13 protein-coding genes and 1 pseudogene are annotated in these 15870 nt (G+C 71.1%); 8 read left to right on the top strand and 6 right to left on the bottom strand.

Translation table 11 applies throughout. The features are described from left to right. Positions 1-17 precede the first annotated feature (17 nt). The 3 genes and pseudogenes from E1P53_RS18250 to E1P53_RS18245 all read left to right on the top strand — a co-directional run bounded on the left by E1P53_RS18250 (position 18) and on the right by E1P53_RS18245 (position 2050). Complete coding sequence (locus tag E1P53_RS18250) at positions 18-335, top strand: hypothetical protein (RefSeq protein WP_040526741.1); 318 nt, start codon at positions 18-20, stop codon at positions 333-335. Continuing rightward, a pseudogene (locus tag E1P53_RS20870) lies at positions 263-415 on the top strand (IS256 family transposase); the annotation flags it as partial. The gene E1P53_RS18250 and the pseudogene E1P53_RS20870, both read left to right, overlap by 73 nt. A gap of 315 nt (positions 416-730) precedes the next feature. Then, positions 731-2050: a serine/threonine-protein kinase gene (locus E1P53_RS18245; RefSeq protein WP_244941223.1), complete on the top strand. Its 1320-nt coding sequence runs from the start codon at positions 731-733 to the stop codon at positions 2048-2050. Between the two features lie 44 nt (positions 2051-2094). On the opposite strand, the gene E1P53_RS18240 is transcribed toward E1P53_RS18245, so the two are convergent. The 5 genes from E1P53_RS18240 to E1P53_RS18220 are packed head-to-tail and all read right to left on the bottom strand — an operon-like array spanning position 2095 to position 8741. Next, entirely contained in the window at positions 2095-2907 is an 813-nt protein-coding gene (locus E1P53_RS18240) for a protein kinase domain-containing protein (RefSeq protein ID WP_006900427.1), read from the bottom strand. A 1-nt stretch (position 2908) separates the two neighbouring features. Beyond that, positions 2909-5011 carry a cation:proton antiporter gene (locus E1P53_RS18235; RefSeq protein WP_131735106.1) on the bottom strand — a complete coding sequence of 701 codons (2103 nt, stop codon included), beginning with the start codon at positions 5009-5011 and terminating at the stop codon, positions 2909-2911. Between the two features lie 16 nt (positions 5012-5027). Further along, positions 5028-6617: an FHA domain-containing protein gene (locus E1P53_RS18230; RefSeq protein ID WP_131735105.1), complete on the bottom strand. Its 1590-nt coding sequence runs from the start codon at positions 6615-6617 to the stop codon at positions 5028-5030. After that, positions 6614-7063, bottom strand: coding sequence for a hypothetical protein (locus tag E1P53_RS18225; protein ID WP_006900424.1), 450 nt, complete (start codon positions 7061-7063; stop codon positions 6614-6616). The genes E1P53_RS18230 and E1P53_RS18225 overlap by 4 nt, the downstream gene beginning before the upstream one ends. A gap of 1 nt (position 7064) precedes the next feature. Further along, complete coding sequence (locus E1P53_RS18220; protein WP_371831009.1) at positions 7065-8741, bottom strand: FAD/NAD(P)-binding protein; 1677 nt, start codon at positions 8739-8741, stop codon at positions 7065-7067. A gap of 276 nt (positions 8742-9017) precedes the next feature. On the opposite strand from E1P53_RS18220, the gene E1P53_RS18215 reads away from it, so the two are divergent. The 5 genes from E1P53_RS18215 to E1P53_RS18195 all read left to right on the top strand — a co-directional run bounded on the left by E1P53_RS18215 (position 9018) and on the right by E1P53_RS18195 (position 14078). Beyond that, positions 9018-10058: an AurF N-oxygenase family protein gene (locus tag E1P53_RS18215; RefSeq protein ID WP_109237159.1), complete on the top strand. Its 1041-nt coding sequence runs from the start codon at positions 9018-9020 to the stop codon at positions 10056-10058. Positions 10059-10091: 33 nt separating this feature from the next. Beyond that, the gene (locus E1P53_RS18210; protein WP_131735104.1) at positions 10092-11636 is read left to right on the top strand and encodes a 4Fe-4S binding protein; all 1545 of its coding nucleotides are present in this window, start codon (positions 10092-10094) and stop codon (positions 11634-11636) included. 90 nt (positions 11637-11726) lie between these two features. Then, positions 11727-12200: a hypothetical protein gene (locus E1P53_RS18205; protein WP_131735103.1), complete on the top strand. Its 474-nt coding sequence runs from the start codon at positions 11727-11729 to the stop codon at positions 12198-12200. Beyond that, positions 12197-13138 carry an EamA family transporter gene (locus E1P53_RS18200; RefSeq protein ID WP_006900419.1) on the top strand — a complete coding sequence of 314 codons (942 nt, stop codon included), beginning with the start codon at positions 12197-12199 and terminating at the stop codon, positions 13136-13138. The genes E1P53_RS18205 and E1P53_RS18200 overlap by 4 nt, the downstream gene beginning before the upstream one ends. 133 nt (positions 13139-13271) lie before the next feature. After that, entirely contained in the window at positions 13272-14078 is an 807-nt protein-coding gene (locus E1P53_RS18195) for a maleylpyruvate isomerase family mycothiol-dependent enzyme (protein ID WP_109237161.1), read from the top strand. 57 nt (positions 14079-14135) lie between these two features. On the opposite strand, the gene E1P53_RS18190 is transcribed toward E1P53_RS18195, so the two are convergent. Beyond that, on the bottom strand, positions 14136-15731 hold the full coding sequence (locus E1P53_RS18190) for a DEAD/DEAH box helicase (RefSeq protein ID WP_131735102.1): 1596 nt from the start codon (positions 15729-15731) through the stop codon (positions 14136-14138). Positions 15732-15870: the final 139 nt, after the last annotated feature.

Here is a 15870-nt window from a genome sequence, read left to right as displayed (position 1 = left end):
TGTACCGTGGGCTTATCATGAGCGACCCGAACACGTCCCCGGAACCGCGGAACGGCGGCAACGATTTTCGCGAGATCGCGACCCACGTCGCGATCACCGCGGTGTTCGGGCTCGCGCTCGTCGTCGTCGCCGGGTTCTCGTCGGATCCGTTGCAGACGGCGCTCATCGTGGCCGCACCCGTCGTCGTCCTCGTCGGCGCGATCTCGATGCTGGTGCGAACCTACCGGGTGTACCGGCGCGGCGGGCGATGGCAACTGTGGCAGGGCGGTTCGTGGTTCCTTCTGGCGTTCTTCATCGTGATGTTGTTCGGCTCGGCTCCGGCGCTGTTCGAGTGAGCCACACCTACTTCCCCGAGTGGCTCCTCGAGCGGCGCAAGCGCGCCGAGACCGCGCTGACCACCGTGGTCGCCGACTGCTAGTAGGATCGGACTCTCACACGACAGGTGAGGGAGCCAGCGTGTCCTTCGATGCCACCCACGGCGAGCACCTCGCCCACGGTTCGGTCTTCGCCGGATACCGCATCGACCGCGTGCTCCGCCGGATCGCGACGGGCACCACCTACCGCGCCACGCCGGTCGATCACGGCCCCCCCTGCCTCCGACTCCCCTGCCTCCGACTCCCCGGCCTCCGACTCCCCGGCCTCCGACTCCCCTGCCTTCGACTCCCCTGCACCCGGTTCCCGCGCAGCCGCCCCACCCGGGTCCGGATCGCCGCCCCCGGTCGTCCTCACCGTGGTCGACGCCGAGCACAGCGCCGACCCGCGTTTCCGGCAGTGGTTCTCCCGGTCCAACGAATCTGCCAGGGCGACAACCCATCCCGCGATCGCGCGCATCGTCGGCCACGGTCTCGCCGACGGGCACCTGTGGGTGGCGACCGCACCCGTGCCGGGACACGACGCCGCCGCACTGGTGCACCACCACCCGGACGGGATCGACGTCGATCGCGCGGTCGTGATCGTCCGGGCGGTCGGCGAGGCGCTCGACGCGGCGCATCTCCGCCGCCTGGTCCACAGCGGACTCGTCACATCCGACATCTTCATCCACACCGATGCCGACCCGGGCCCCGCCGACCTGCGCCCGCCCGGCGTGGTCACGCTGGGCGGCTTCGGCCTGACGCCGCCCCCGCAGGACGAGGACACCCCGCATCCCGACACCGACGTCGCCGGCCTCGGACGCGTCCTCGTCGAATTGCTGACCGGCACCACATCCGTTGCCCGGCAACGGGTCTCGGGAGCGGTCTCGCCCGCCTTCTACGCCGTGCTCGCCCGCGCGCTCGACCCCGGGCCCGAACACCGGTATCGGACCTGCGCCGAATTCGTCCGCGCGGCCGAGCTCGCGCTGCACCTCACCCATACCGACGGGGAACCGCCGACCGACGTCATGCCGTCGCCGTCGCCCCACGGTGCGCTCGCCCGCGTCCCCGACTCCGACGCCCACGCTGCGGGCTCCCCCGCTCCGCGTGTGTTCGGGACCGCCGGCCACCCGGGCCGCCCGGCCGGGCCCGTCGCCGGGCCCGTGTGGTCGCAGGGCGGGTCGTCGATACCGCGGTCGCGCAAGGCGTGGCTGGTGCCGCTGTTCGTCGCCGCCGTGGTCGTCGCCGTGTGCGTCGGCGCGGTCATGCTGGTCGGCTCCCGCAACGCTCCCGCACCGTGGCCACCCGCGGTGTCCCACATCGCCGATGCCTTTCCCCGGTTGATCCCCGCGTCTCCCGATGCCACGGGCTGGCGGGACGCCACCTGCGCCGCCGTGTCCCGCGACGGTGTCGACGGCATCTCCTGCACCGACCCGGAGAATCTGACCTACGCCGTCTGGCACACGGCACCGCCGGGCGCGCAACAGAAGGTGACCGCGCCGCTGAAGGGCTACCCAGGCGACGAGATCACGTGGCGCGACGGCCCGGCGTCGGCGAGCCGGGAGAGCGTGAAGGACGGCTGGCTGGTGACGAATTTCTCAGCGCCCGTCCATGTTCCGTACACGGTCATCACCACCTGGCCGGACCACTCGGGGCGTGAGATCCTCGACGCCTGGTGGCGCACCGCACCACTCGGCTGAACCGCGCGGTCGTCACCGGGCGGCGTCGCCCGGCCCCGCACCGGTCACCTGTTCCGCAGCGCGTCGATCCGTTCGGCGACCTCGAGTGCGGTCGCCGGACGCGACCCCGCCAGGGCGAGACAGTTCGCGACGAGGGTGCGTTCGTCGCGGGTCAGCCTCTCCGACAGCGTCGGCGGCGTCGACAACGCGGCGCGGATCGCGAGCAGCGGTTGCGCGTCGGGCACCTCGCCGTAGACGCCCTCGTCGGTCAGCGCCCGGTGCAGGCACGCACCCAGGGACCAGATGTCGGTCGCCCGCGACGGCATGTCCCCGGCGAGCAGGGCGGGATCCATGTACTGCACGGCTCCCGGTTGCGCGAAGCTCGTGATCGGTTCGTCGGCCGCGAGGACCCGGGCGAGTCCCAGATCGGAGATCTTCCCGCCGGTCTCGGTGACCATGATGCTCGACGGGGTGATGTTGGCGTGGGCGATTCCCGCCTCGTGCAGCGCATGCACCCCGCGCGCGGCGTCGGCGACGGCGGCCAGGCGTTCGTCACGATCGAGCCGACGCGCCGGCGACGACAGCGAGCCGAGCGGGAAGTACTCCATCGCATACATGAACTGGCCCTGCAGGATCGCGTCGTACAGCGCGGCCAGATACGGGGACGCCACCGCCGCGAACGCCCGCAGCTCCCGGACGCCGCGCCGGTAGGCGTCGTCGCTGCACACCCCGCTGAAGACCTTGAGGACCACGCGATCGGTGTCCAGCCCGAGACGCGCCGGCGGTTCGGCGAGGTAGAAGGTTCCGTTGCCGCCGACACCGAGCTTGCTCAGCACGGTGAAATCCGCGAGCCGACGCGGGATCTCGACTGTGGCCATGTCAATGCCTCTCTGGTGAAGACGTGGTGGACGAACTCGTCGCGTCCGCGGCGTCTGCGGCGTCGGCGAGCGCATAGAGGGTGGTGATCCGCTCACCCAGGGATTCCTCGCTGGTGCGGGCGTTGTCGAGGACGGTGACCGCAGCCCCGGTTTCCTCGCCGGCCGCCCCGGCCACCACGAACGAACCGTCCTCGGCGCGGTGACGCCGCGGGTCGACGACGGTGATCGCGACACCGCGCTGGGACACGGGCCTCAGGTCGTTGAGCAGACGCCGACGCGAGGCGCCGGAGACGACGGTGAGCGTCCGCGAGCCGAACAGCGCCAGCCCGGCGGCGAGGACCACGGCCGTGCGGCCGGCACGACCGTCCGACGACACGCAGGTCACGACGCCTCGACCCGGCGCCGCACCCGGCGCCGCCGCCTCGTCGACGACGGCGACCGGTGCGGCCCGGAGCCGCTCGGCGATTCCGCGGTCGGCGGAGTCGACGACGATGACGTCGGCACCGGCGTTCTCGGCCATCGCGTCGAGATCGGCGGCGGGGTCGGCGCTGAACCGGCAGAGCACCGACACCGCCCCGGCCCCGGTCAGCGACGAGCCGAGCAGGTTGAGTTTCTCGATCGCCTCGGCGATGGCGGCGAAGTCGGGCACCACCGGCACGCCGACCTCGAGACGGGCCGACCTGCGGTCCGGCGAGGTGAGCACCCCGGCCAGCACCACGTCGTATCCGGTGGCGCAGTCGAGCATCCGCCGATGGCGGTCCCGGAGTTCCTCGACCGTGCCGGCCGGATCTCGCAGCACCACCATCACCCGGGGTGCGGTGGCCGCGGCGAGGGCGCGCCGCTCCGCCGCGGCGATGTCGCTGTCCACCACGCTGTCCGGGTACACCAGACGCAGCAACGGCTCGGTGAGCACCGTGGTCACCAGGGCCATGACGACCAGCATCGCGAAGAGGTCGTCGCTCAGCACGCCGAGATCCCGTCCGGCCGACAGGATCACGAGCTCGGTGAGGCCGCGTGTGTTCATCAGCACGGCGATGGCCGCGGACTGGCGCGTCGGGATCGCGCTGAGCCGGGCGCCGGCGTAGGCCCCGCAGAACTTGCCAGCCACGGCCACCAGCAGGACCAGGCCCAACTGCCACAGCCCGGACACCCCGATGGCGGCGAGGTCGACGCTCAGGCCGGTGACCACGAAGAACATCGGCAGCAGCAGGAGCACGCTGACCTGCTCGAGCCGCTCGAGGATCTCCCGGTGCAGTCGCTCTGCACCGACCTTCGGCATCACCGCGCCGAACATGAAGGCGCCGAAGATCTGATGGATGCCGATCACGTCGGTCGCCGTGGACGACAGGAACACCCCGATGAGGATGACCGCGAGGATGTCCGGCGTGAGCCGGCCGGCCGTGTCGCGCCATTCGACGAGTTTCGCCAGCAGCGGGCGGACGAGTCCGAACATGACCGCGGCGTAGACCAGCGTCAACCCCACGATCTCGGCGACCTCCACCGGACTGCCGCCGGAGATGACGGCGATGATGAAGGCCAGCAGCGTCCAGGCGAGGATGTCGTCGACCGCGGCCGCCGCCAGGCTGAACACGCCGGGGACGGTGCGCATCATCCCCCGGTCGGTGAGGATGCGGGCGAGCACCGGGAACGCGGTGATCGACATCGCGACACCGGTGAACAGGACCATGCCGAGTCGTTCGATGTGGACGCCGTCGACGGAGTCGTGCGCGGGGTAGAGCAGGAATCCCAGAGCCGCACCGAGTCCGAACGGCACGACGATCGAGCTCGCCGAGATGCTCGCGGCCGCGCGTTCGCGACCGCGCGTCAGGCGCATGTCGAGCTCGAGGCCGACGATGAACATGAACAGCACGAGACCGATCTGCGCGAGACCGCCGAGCAGGGGCCGTACGTCGCCGGGGAACAGCCACTCGTCGGGGCTTCCGGGCAGAAGACCCAGCAGGCTCGGCCCCAGCGCGAGGCCCGCCGCGATCTCGCCCACGACCGCGGGCTGGCGCACGGCGCGCGCGATCATGCCGCCGATCCGAGCGGCCGCGATGATGACCGCGACATCCAGGAGGAGAAACGCGACCGTGTGTTTGTCCATCTGCCAGACCCGGCCTTCAGATCCTCGCGTGATGCGACTCGAAGATGAAGTGCCGTCCGCCGATCCGGACGTGCGACCCCGGAACGAGGACATGCGGCCGGTGAGGGAACAGCCGGATCTCGCGGCTGGTGGTCGGGTCGGTCACGAAGGTGCCGTTCGCCGAGCCGAGGTCGACCAGTTGGACGGTCCATTCGACCAGGCGGATCTCGATGTGGCGCCGCGACAGCTGGCCGGTCTCGTCCTTGACCCGGATCGGCTTGGGCCCGGCCGTGTTCCTCCCCGCCGCCCCGGGCTCGCGTCCGATCACGAGGTCCTCGTCGAGCAGGAAGGTGAATCCGTTGTCGAGGAGCAGCCAGCCCAGCGGCGGGCGTTCGCCCTCCACGAGGAAGGTCGTCAGCTGATCCATGCGGATGCCGCACACGCCGCACAGCCAGGACTGCGGATGATTGAGGTGCCCTCGGGCGCAACGGATTCCATGAACCCTGGCGCGACTCGCCTCCACCCGCACGACCTCGGTCACCGGCCTGGAGTGCTCCTGCTTGGGCAGCGGAGGGCGCGGTTCGACCGGTTCGGCGACCGGTTCCGGCCGGCCCGGCGGCACCGGGGAGTGCGCACCGCCCGGAGAGGCCGGCGGCAACGGGCTCTTCGGCGCCTGCCGCCCGTCCGGGGCTCCTCCCAGCGGCGTCGAGGTGAAGGGCAGCGGTTCGCCGACCGGGGCGGGATCGGGTGCCGCGGCCGGTTCCGGCCGCAACCGCTCGGTGGGGCCCGACGGGATCTGCTCTCCGGAACCGGCTGCGGCAGCGGGCTTCCCGAGCTCGACCGCGGGTTTCTCCGGCTCCGCACCCAGGGCCGCCCCGACCGGCTCCGGCCCGGCGACGTCTCCGTCCGCCGGCGGCGGGACACCGGCCCCGCCACCCGCTGGTCCGGGCACCGGCTCGCCCTCGCGTTCGACGGGTTCGGGTTGCGGAGATCCGGGTGTTCGCGCGGGAGCGGGAGCGCCCTCCGGGATCCCGGGGGCCCCGGGTGCGCCCGCGACCGGGCCCTCGCCGGATCGCGGGGCCCGGACCGCGCCGCGCACGGACTCCCCGATGGGGTGGAACTCGGTCCCGCGCAGCCCCAGCGGGGTGTGCAGAAGCGCACCGGCGGCGGGGACCACGCCGTCGACGAGGTCGAATCTCTCCTCCCCCACCTCGGCGGGGACGGTCCCCTCCAGGTAGAGGCCGAGCCCTTCGTAGGGCCACGGGATGGCCTTGTCGTACGGGGCGTCGACGCCCGGTTCGATCCGATGGCCGTCGGTCTCGCCGTAGACGTCGCCCGCCAGGAACACCGCGACGCCGACGTCGTCGGGTGCAGCGAAGCCGATGTCGACCGGCTCGTCGGCGGTCGCGACCAGCCGGGCCAGCGCGCGCACCAGGTGCCGCCCGCGGCGCGGCGCCGAATCCGGCACGGCGACCGCGGATTCGATGTCGAGGACGTCGGTGACGAAGGCCGCCGGCACGGCGTCGAACAGCACCGCCAGGAACGCCGGCTTGCGGATGACGATCCCGGTGCCGGGGACCAGGGTCACCGTCGGGGTCACGCTCGGGATCTCGCCCGGACCGGTCACAGGAACCGACCTCCCCGGAATCGCCAGTGCGGGAACACCGCCCGCAGCGGCCCGTTGACGGCGACCCACACCAGCAGCCAGGTCGTCACGAACTGCACCGAGAACACCAGCGGCGACGGCCGCAGATCCTGCGGGAGGATGCCGGTGCCGTGGACGACCAGCCAGGCCACGACGCCCTCGTTGATCGCGGTGACCAGGCCGAAGAGGGTGGGCCAGTCCTTCTCCCACCGGAACTGCTGCAGGAAGTGGTAGACGAACTCCCAGGCGACGCCGAGCACGATGACCGTGAACAGCACGGTGTACGCGACGCGCAAGACATCGGCGGCCGACGGGCTGCCCGGGGAGAGCAACCACAGGAACGGGATGAGGACCAGCGTCCACACCCCGCCGAGGATGCCGAGGACGAGGACCCGCGTCTGGATGCGCCCCCACAGGGTCGGCAGCATGTCAGTCGACCCCCTTGTTGTTGACCCACCGCCACCACTGCGCCGTCGACCGCCACGGCGTGAGCTTCTTGCAGAAGCCCTGCCGGGCCAGGTCGTCGACGATCTCGAGCGCGGCGATCTGGAGCCCGAGGAAGGTGTCGACGCCCGGGAAGTAGCCGCCGAGCGTGGCGCTCCCCGAGGCGTAGATCTTGCCGTCGCCGTTGCGGGTGCCCCGCAGCTCGAAGTCGCGCTCGACGTCCATGCGGCCGATCGGGTTGAGTCCGGCGCCGGTGTGGTCGAGCAGATCGCGCAGCAGCCGGTGCTCGCGCACTTCGGCCTCGAGACCCGTGCAGTCGATGACGAAGTCGGCGTAGATCTCGAAGGTGCCGTCGGGCCGGTGGTCCTGCCGGACCGGCGCATGCGGGTCGACGCGCACCGTGGTCACCACGCCCTGGCCTCCGGGACCGGGCACCAGGCGCTCGGCGGTGCCGACGGCCACGCGGTACCAGCCCTCACGCCGCCCGCGCCGCAGCTGTTCCCGCCAGTTGTCCCGCACCGGCGTGTTGGTGCCGCCCATCTGCTTGTAGGCCTCGGCGCGCGCGTGGCCCTCGAGCTTGCGCATGCGAGCCTTCAACTGGCCGCCCCACACCGACTTCGGGTAGTTGAAGCCCTGGTAGGCCCAGCCGTCCTTGCCCTTGCGGCGCATCCAGATGTGCGGGCCGTGCGACTTGTCGACGTAGGTGCGGAACAGGTGGACGATCTGCGTCTGCAGGCCGTAGGCGTCGCGGTCGTCGATGAGACGCTGCAGCACGCGGGAGGCGACGATCCCGGAGCCGCGGATCACCACCGTCCCGGGCTTGCGCCGCAGCGACTGGTAGACGTGCTCGTGCGACTCGTAGGCGTTGACCACCTTGCTCGCATCCCGGTAGGTCTCGCGGAACGCCTGCAGGTCGGGGAGCAACTTGATGCCCGGATAGCCGATCGCGACGTGCACCCATCGACTCCGGAACGCGACGCGCTTGGTCGGCGAGGTCCCCTGCGGCGGGGTGAGGATCGTGAAGTAGCCGCCTCCGTTGCGGCGCCGGATCATCCGGACCTGCCCGCGGCGCAGGCACTCGAGGTAGCCGATCCGCTTGCACTCCTTCTCCATCGACTCGAAGGCCTGACCCGCCCGCGGGGTGTAGTAGTTCGCGAAGATCGGCTCCACCAGGATGTTCCACAGCGGTTTGAGCGTCCTGTCGGCCCACGCCTCGCGGACCGCGTAGGAGGGAAAGCCCCAGATGTTGTCCGGCGTCGACGCGGAGTCCGAGCGCAGGCGTTCCCCGCGCGGGATCTGCGAGACCCGTGTCAGGTACTCGTAACTGTGCCAGGGCACGTCCTGCGGGCCGAGGACGGCGATCTGCTCGACCGGGACCCCGCAGATCCGCAGGTAGTCGACGGTGACGAACGATCCGATCCCCGAACCGACCGTCACGAACGGGACGTCGACCACGGGGATGCCGGCCGCCGCGACCATGGCGTCGGTCCACACGTCGGTCTCGATGAGCTCCGGCGTGAGGTCGCCGCGTCCCGATGGCGCCGGGCCCGGCAGGGGCGGACCTGGCAGGGGCGGACCGGCCGGGCGGGGCCCCGGAGACGGCGGACGCGGTGCCGGACCGGGAGGAGGAACCGGGCGCCGCGCCGCGGGTCCGCCGCTCATAGCACGGGACAATTCTGCTCCTGTCGGGTCTGTGTGGCCTGCGACACCAATCGGTGCGGTAACTCTAACCCGCCGCCCGCCCGGCGACAGCGCGAAACCAACCGTTCGGATTACCCCGCCGCGACCGGCCGGCGCGACCGTCAGGAGCGTCGAACAGCCAGGCCAGACCCGATCGTGACATTGACTGTTGACAAATAGAGGTCTCGATGAATACGTTCGAATCAATCGCTGTGGCAGCCTGACGGCAGCCTGGCCTCATCTGCGAAGGACGCGACGATGACCAAAGCTCTGACCAATCCCGCCGCCGAGTCCACCGACGAGTCGGGCAAGCGTTACGTTCCCGAACACGACAAGACCGGCGACGGCCACGACTACGCCCAGGTGCTCGACGACCTGTCCGCGGCCTCGGTACACCGCAACTTCGATCCGTACGTCGACATCGACTGGGACGCACCGCACATGGCGGTCACCCCGAATGATCCGCGCTGGATCCTGTCCTACGACGTCGACCCCATCGGCCGCCACCCCTGGTACCAGCAACTGCCGCAGGACAAGCAGATCGAGATCGGCATGTGGCGCCAGGCCAATGTCGCCAAGGTCGGCCTGCAGTTCGAGTCGGTCCTTATCCGCGGGCTGATGCAGTACAGCTTCAAGCTGCCCAACGGGGCACGCGAATTCCGGTACACCACGCACGAATCCAAGGAGGAGTGCAACCACACCCTGATGTTCCAGGAGTTCGTGAACCGGGTCGGCATGGACGTCCCCGGCGCGAAGGTCGGCTACCGCGTGATCTCGCCGCTGGTGCCGCTCATCTCGACGGTGTTCCCGGTGGTGTTCTTCTTCGGCGTGCTCGGCGGCGAGGAGCCGATCGACCACATCCAGAAGGACTTCCTGCGCACCCGCGCCCGTCTCCATCCGACGATGGCGGCGGTCATGCAGCTGCACGTCGCCGAGGAGGCCCGCCACATCTCGTTCGCTCATCACTTCATCCGCGAGCAGGTGCCGCAGCGCAACGCCTTCCAGCGTTTCGCGCTGTCGATCATGCTGCCGATCACGATGCGCACCCTGTGCAGCGCCATCGTGGTGCCCCCGCGGGAGTTCCAGCGACGGTTCGACGTCCCGCGCGAGGTCATGAAGGACATCTTCTGGCGCTCGCCCGAGTCGAAGCGCTTCCTGCGCAACGTCTTCGGCGACGTCCGCATGCTCGCCGAGCAGAGCGGCCTGATGAACCCGGTCGCCCGGCTGGTGTGGCGCGCGCTCGGAATCCACGGCCGTTCCTCGCGCTTCCGCAGCGAGCCCACCTACACCGCCGCCTGAGTCGCGGCCCCACAGAGGTAGACAGCAACCCCCATGCCACACGTCGTCACCCAGGCGTGCTGCGGCGACGCGTCGTGCGTCTACGCATGCCCGGTCAACTGCATCCATCCCACTCCGGACGAGCCGGACTTCGGCACCTCGGAGATGCTCTACATCGACCCGGCGACCTGCGTCGACTGCGGCGCCTGCGTCAGCGCCTGCCCGGTCGGCGCGATCGTCCCCGGCCACCGCCTGCCCACCGGCCAGGAGCGGTTCGCCGAGGTCAACGCGTCGCAGTACCGCGAGACGGTCGACGGCTCGGCGGCCCGGTTCCCCGTCGATCCGGCACGCCGCCTGCCGCTGGCCCCCATCGACCGCCCGCGGCAGCTCGCCGTCGACGGCCCGGTGTCGATCGGCATCGTCGGGTCCGGCCCGTCGGCCATGTACGCCGCCGACGAGTTGCTGCGTCACCCGCAGGTCTCGGTCACCATGTACGAGCGGCTCGACCGCCCGTTCGGCCTCGCCAGGTACGGCGTCGCGCCGGATCATCTGAACACCCGCAAGGTGATGCGGCTGTTCGACGACATCGCCCGCAATCCCCGTCTCGAGATCCTCCTCGACACCGAGGTGGGACGCGACATCTCGCTCGACGACCTGCGCGCGCGTCACTCGGCGCTCATCTGGGCCGGCGGCGCCCCCACCGACAAGCGGTTGCCGATCCCGGGTGTCGACAAGGCCGGCGTGACGAGCGCGACCGCCTTCGTCGGCTGGTACAACGGCCATCCCGACTTCGCCGACCTGTCGGTCGACCTGTCCACCGAACGCGCGGTGGTCGTCGGCAACGGCAACGTCGCGCTCGACGTCGCACGCATCCTCGTCGCCGATCCCGAAACCCTTGCCGCGACGTCCATCTCGCGTCCGGCCCTGGCTGCGCTTCGCACCTCGTCGGTGCAGGAGGTCGTCGTCCTGGGACGCCGCGGGCCCGTGCACGCGGCCTTCACCCTCCCGGAGCTGATCGGGCTCGTCGACTCCGGCGTCCCGGTGGTGGTGGATCCCGCGGACCTGGAATCGACCCGGATCGACTCCGCGGCCGACAACACGATCAAGACGAAGGTGGACATCCTCTCCGAGTGTGCGTCCCGGCCCGCGCCCGAGGGCCGGCGAATCCGTCTGGCGTTCTTCGGTTCCCCGCTCGAGATCGTCGGCGGGGAACGCGCGACGGGCGTCCTGGTGGGCCGCAACCGCCTGACCGTCGACGCGACCGGCGCCGCGTCGGGCATCGAACCCACCGGGCAGACGAGCGTTCTCGACGCCGGGCTGGTGCTCACGTCCGTCGGCTACCGCGGGGTCGCGGTGCCCGGCCTGCCGTTCGACGACGACACGGGCGTGATCCCGCACCGTGCCGGACGTGTGCTCGACGGTGACGAGCCGGTGCCCGGCGTCTACGTGACGGGCTGGATCAAGCGCGGGCCGACCGGGTTCATCGGCACCAACAAGACCGACTCCGCGGAGACCGTGGCCTCGCTGCTCGCCGACCTCGAAGCGGGCCTGCTGCCGACGGCGGCGCCGCGGCGGCGGACGCTCCTCGGGCGCCGGTAGCGATCCGCCGAACCCTGCTGGGCGGGTGCGACGAGCGGGCGTGTCCGGGACGCCACGCGGCGGGGGCCGCGCCCGCTACATTGTCGAGTCATGGGTCCCGCATACGAACGCACGACCACCCGCGCCGATCTCAGTGATCTCACCGCCGCCGTGGCGGCCGCGCTCCGGGAGCATGCGGAGGCCCGTCATCTCGTCCTGACCGACGACCTGCCGGCGTGGAGCACGCGATCCATCAACCTGCCGGCGTCGTCGTGGCCGGCCCGGCTGTTCGGGCGGCGCAGCAATCCCGCCGACCCTGATTCCGAGCACCAGACGCTGGTCGTGCTGCATCCGACCCACCTGATCGTCGTGGTCTCCGGTGCCCGGCGGGGCGTCTCGGCGATGTCGGCCGCGCTCGCCGTCGCCTCGATCGACCAGCCCGAGACCGCCGACGGGTTCTCGGTGACCGGTTTCGTCGGCGACGAGGGCCGGCCTGCGAGCTTCTACCTCGGCGTCGGGGAACCCGCGGGCGACGAATGCCGTGAGGCGGTGCGTGCGGCGATCGTCGCCGCGAAGAACCCGTGACCGTCCCGACCATCGGACGGCCGTCGGGTCCCGCTGTCGGATTCGTCCTCGCGCTCGTCTCGTCGGCCTGTTTCGCGATCTCGGGGGTACTGGCGCGGGCCATGATCGAGTCCGGCTGGTCGGCCGGTGCGACGGTCACTGTGCGGATCGCCGTCGGCGCCGCGGTCCTGGCCATCCCGGGCTTTCTGGCGTTCCGCGACCGGCAGCCCCCGATTCCGGCGAGCCCCGCCGCCCGGTCCTGGGGCGTCGTCGCCGCCTACGGGCTGCTCGCCGTGGCGGGCTGTCAGCTCGCCTACTTCTACGCGGTCACCTATCTGCAGGTCGGCGTGGCGCTGCTCATCGAATACACCGCTCCGGTCGCCGTCCTGGTGTGGATGTGGTTGCGGCACGCCCAACGGCCGACCCGGGTGACGGTCCTCGGTGCGGCACTGGCGATCGCCGGTCTCGCGCTGGTCCTCGACCTGACCGGTGACGTGCCGATCAGCGTGGTCGGCGTGATGTGGGCGCTGGCGGCGATGGTCGGGGCGGCGACGTACTTTGTGATCTCGGCTGACGAACGCACCGGTCTGCCGCCGCTCGCCCTCGCCGCCGGCGGACTGCTGGTCGGGGCCGTCGTCCTGGGCCTGGCCGGGCTCGTCGGAGCACTGCCGATGACCGCGGGCACGGCGGATGTGGACATCGGGACGCTGTCGCTGCCCTGGTGGGTTCCGCTGCTCCTGCTGGGAGTCGTGTCCGCGGCGATGGCCTACGGCTTCGGCATCGCCGCCGGACGTCTCCTGGGCGCGCGGGTGATGTCCTTCGTCGCACTGTCGGAGGTGTTGTTCGCGGTGCTGTTCGCCTGGATCGCCCTCGACGAGCTGCCGGCCCCGATCCAGCTGATCGGCGGGCTGCTGATCGTGGCCGGAGTGGTGTTCGTGCGGCTGGGCGAGGCGGGTTGAGCGAGGTCGGCGGAACTCGGCGACCGCTCGCGCGCGTACCCGATCGCACGCCTCCCGCCTGCCGGGAACCGACGTGTCGCATGCCGCTTGCGGTGGTAGTAGTCTCGTCCCCCATGTGGGTGGGAGACCGCGCGTGACCGGAATGTTCTCGCGGTTCGATTACATCGACGCGGCCCTGACGACCGGGGCGCGTTTCCTCGAGCTCGTCGACGGCGTCGAGGACACCGAGACCCGTCTTCCGCACACCCCCGGCTGGACGCTCGTCGACTGTCTGGGACACGTGGCCCTCGCGCCGACGCGGTTCCTCGCGCTCGCCCGCGGCGAGGGCGAGTGGTGCCGGGACGCCCTCGACGTTCCCGACTTCAACGCCAAGCAGATCGCGAACCTGCCGACCCGCGACGTCCGGGTGCTGGCCGATCGATTGCGCGACGACCTCGACACGCTCGTCGACGCGGTCTCGCACTTCAACGCACGGGTTCCCCAGATGCGTTTCGACGGCGACCGGCTCATCCGCGCGGACGCCGCGCTGGGAATCCTCATCGGCGAGTTCGTCGTCCACGGCCACGACATCGCCCGCGCGGTGGGCGCACAGTGGTGGGTGGAACCCGATGTGGTGCTGATGATCATCCGCGGCCGGCAGCAGATCCTGCCGAGCTGGGTCGACTCCGCCGGCGCGGCCGGCCACGATGCCACCTACGACATCCGGCTCCGGGGATGCTCGGAGCGCTACATCTACGAGTTCACCGACGGCGACCTGGTCATCAACCCGCCCGAACCGCGGCGTCCCGACGTCCACATCAGCGTCGACGCGACCACCGCGCTGCTGGCCGGATACGGCCGGATCTCGCCGGCCTGGGCGGCGCTGACCGGACGGGCCTTCGCATGGGGAAGCAAGCCGTGGCTTGCGCCACGGCTTGCTTCGAGGTTCCTGCCCGCCTGAGCGGGTTGTTCAGTTGTTCTGCGGGCCGGCTGTTCCGGGGTTCGGCCGGTCCGGGGATCAGCGACCGGCAGGCGATCCCGCGGGGCGTCGGACCCGACGGGTCTGCACGCGGCCACCGGCACGATGCTGCTCGCCGGAGCGCCCGTGACCGGTCGCGCGGCTCTCCGAGGTGCGGCCGCCGGCACGACGCGCGGCGCCTGCACCGTCGCCGCGGGCGGCGGTGTGGGCCTGTGCGCGGGTTCCCCGGCTCTCGCCGCGTCCGGCGCCGTTCTCGGTGCGGGCGGACCCGCCGCGCTCACCGCGGCCGCGTCCGGAACGTCCGCCGCGTCGACCGCCCTGCGAGCGCCCGCCCTGCGAACGGGCGTTCCCGTTCTGACCGCGTCCGCGAGCGCTCTCGGCGGCGGCCCGCTCGGCGGCGGAGACGCGCGGTGCGCGCTCGCCGACGAGGTCGTCGACCTCGTCGGAGGTGGCGTCGACCTTGACCGGGGTGACCTTGATCTTGGCCTTGCGCAGCAGCTGCGCGACCTCGCGACGCTGCTCGGGCAGGCACACGGTGACGACGTCGCCGGAGCTGCCGGCGCGCGCGGTGCGGCCGGAGCGGTGCAGGTAGGCCTTGTGCTCGGCCGGCGGATCGACGTGCACGACGAGCTCGATGCCGTCGACGTGGACGCCGCGGGCGGCGACGTCGGTGGCCACGAGTACGCGCACGTCGCCCTGGCCGAATGCGGCGAGGTTGCGGTCGCGCTGGGCCTGGCTGAGGTTGCCGTGCAGGTCGACCGCGGGGATGCCCTGCTCGGTGAGCTTCTTGGCGAGCTTCTTCGCCTGGTGCTTGGTGCGCATGAAGAGCACGCGGCGGCCGGTGCCCGAGGCGAGTGCGGCGACCAGGTCGGCCTTGCCGGCCGAGGACACCTCGAAGACGTGGTGGGTCATGGCTGCGACGGGCGACTCGGCGGAGTCCACCGAGTGCATCACCGGGTTGTCGAGGAAACGCTTGGCGAGCTTGTCGACGCCGTTGTCGAGGGTCGCGGAGAAGAGCATGCGCTGGCCGTCGGACGGGGTGGCGGCGAGGATCTTGGTGACGACCGGCAGGAAGCCGAGGTCGGCCATGTGGTCGGCCTCGTCGATGACGGTGATCTCCACCTCGTCGAGGCGGACGATGCCCTGACGCATGAGGTCCTCGAGGCGGCCCGGGCAGGCGACGACGATGTCGACGCCGCGACGGAAGGCCTGCTCCTGGCGGGCCTGCTTGACGCCACCGAACACGGTGGTGACGGTGAGGCCCACGGCCGAGGCGAGCGGCTCGACGACGGCGGCGATCTGGGTCGCCAGTTCACGCGTCGGCGCCAGGATGAGCCCGGTGGGCTTGCCGACGTAGCGCTCGACCTCCATCTCGGCGAGTCCCGCGACGAGCGGGATGGAGAAGGCGAGGGTCTTGCCCGAGCCGGTCTTGCCGCGGCCGAGGACGTCCTTGCCCTCGAGGGTGTCGGGCAGGGTGTCGGCCTGGATCGGGAAGGCGTTCGCCTTGCCCTGCGATTCCATGACCTGCACGAGTTTGCTTGGCACACCGAGGGATTCGAAGGTCACCTGGGGTGCGGCGGAAGCGGTGGGAGTGGTGTCGACGTTCGTGTCGACGGTGTCGATGACAGCAGTCATTGTCTGGGCAGGGTTCTTCCTGTGCGTGGCACGCGAGTCAGGACGACAGTTCCACTGCCGATGGTCGGTGCCGGATGGCGAACACGCGGGTGTCGCGGGCTCGTTCGCCGTACGAAGTCAATGGCAGGTCGTGGACATC

Source organism: Gordonia paraffinivorans (assembly GCF_900683595.1).
GTDB lineage: Bacteria > Actinomycetota > Actinomycetes > Mycobacteriales > Mycobacteriaceae > Gordonia > Gordonia paraffinivorans.
The sequence above is the reverse complement of the archived record's forward strand: the minus strand, read 5'-3'. Positions and strand labels throughout refer to the sequence as shown.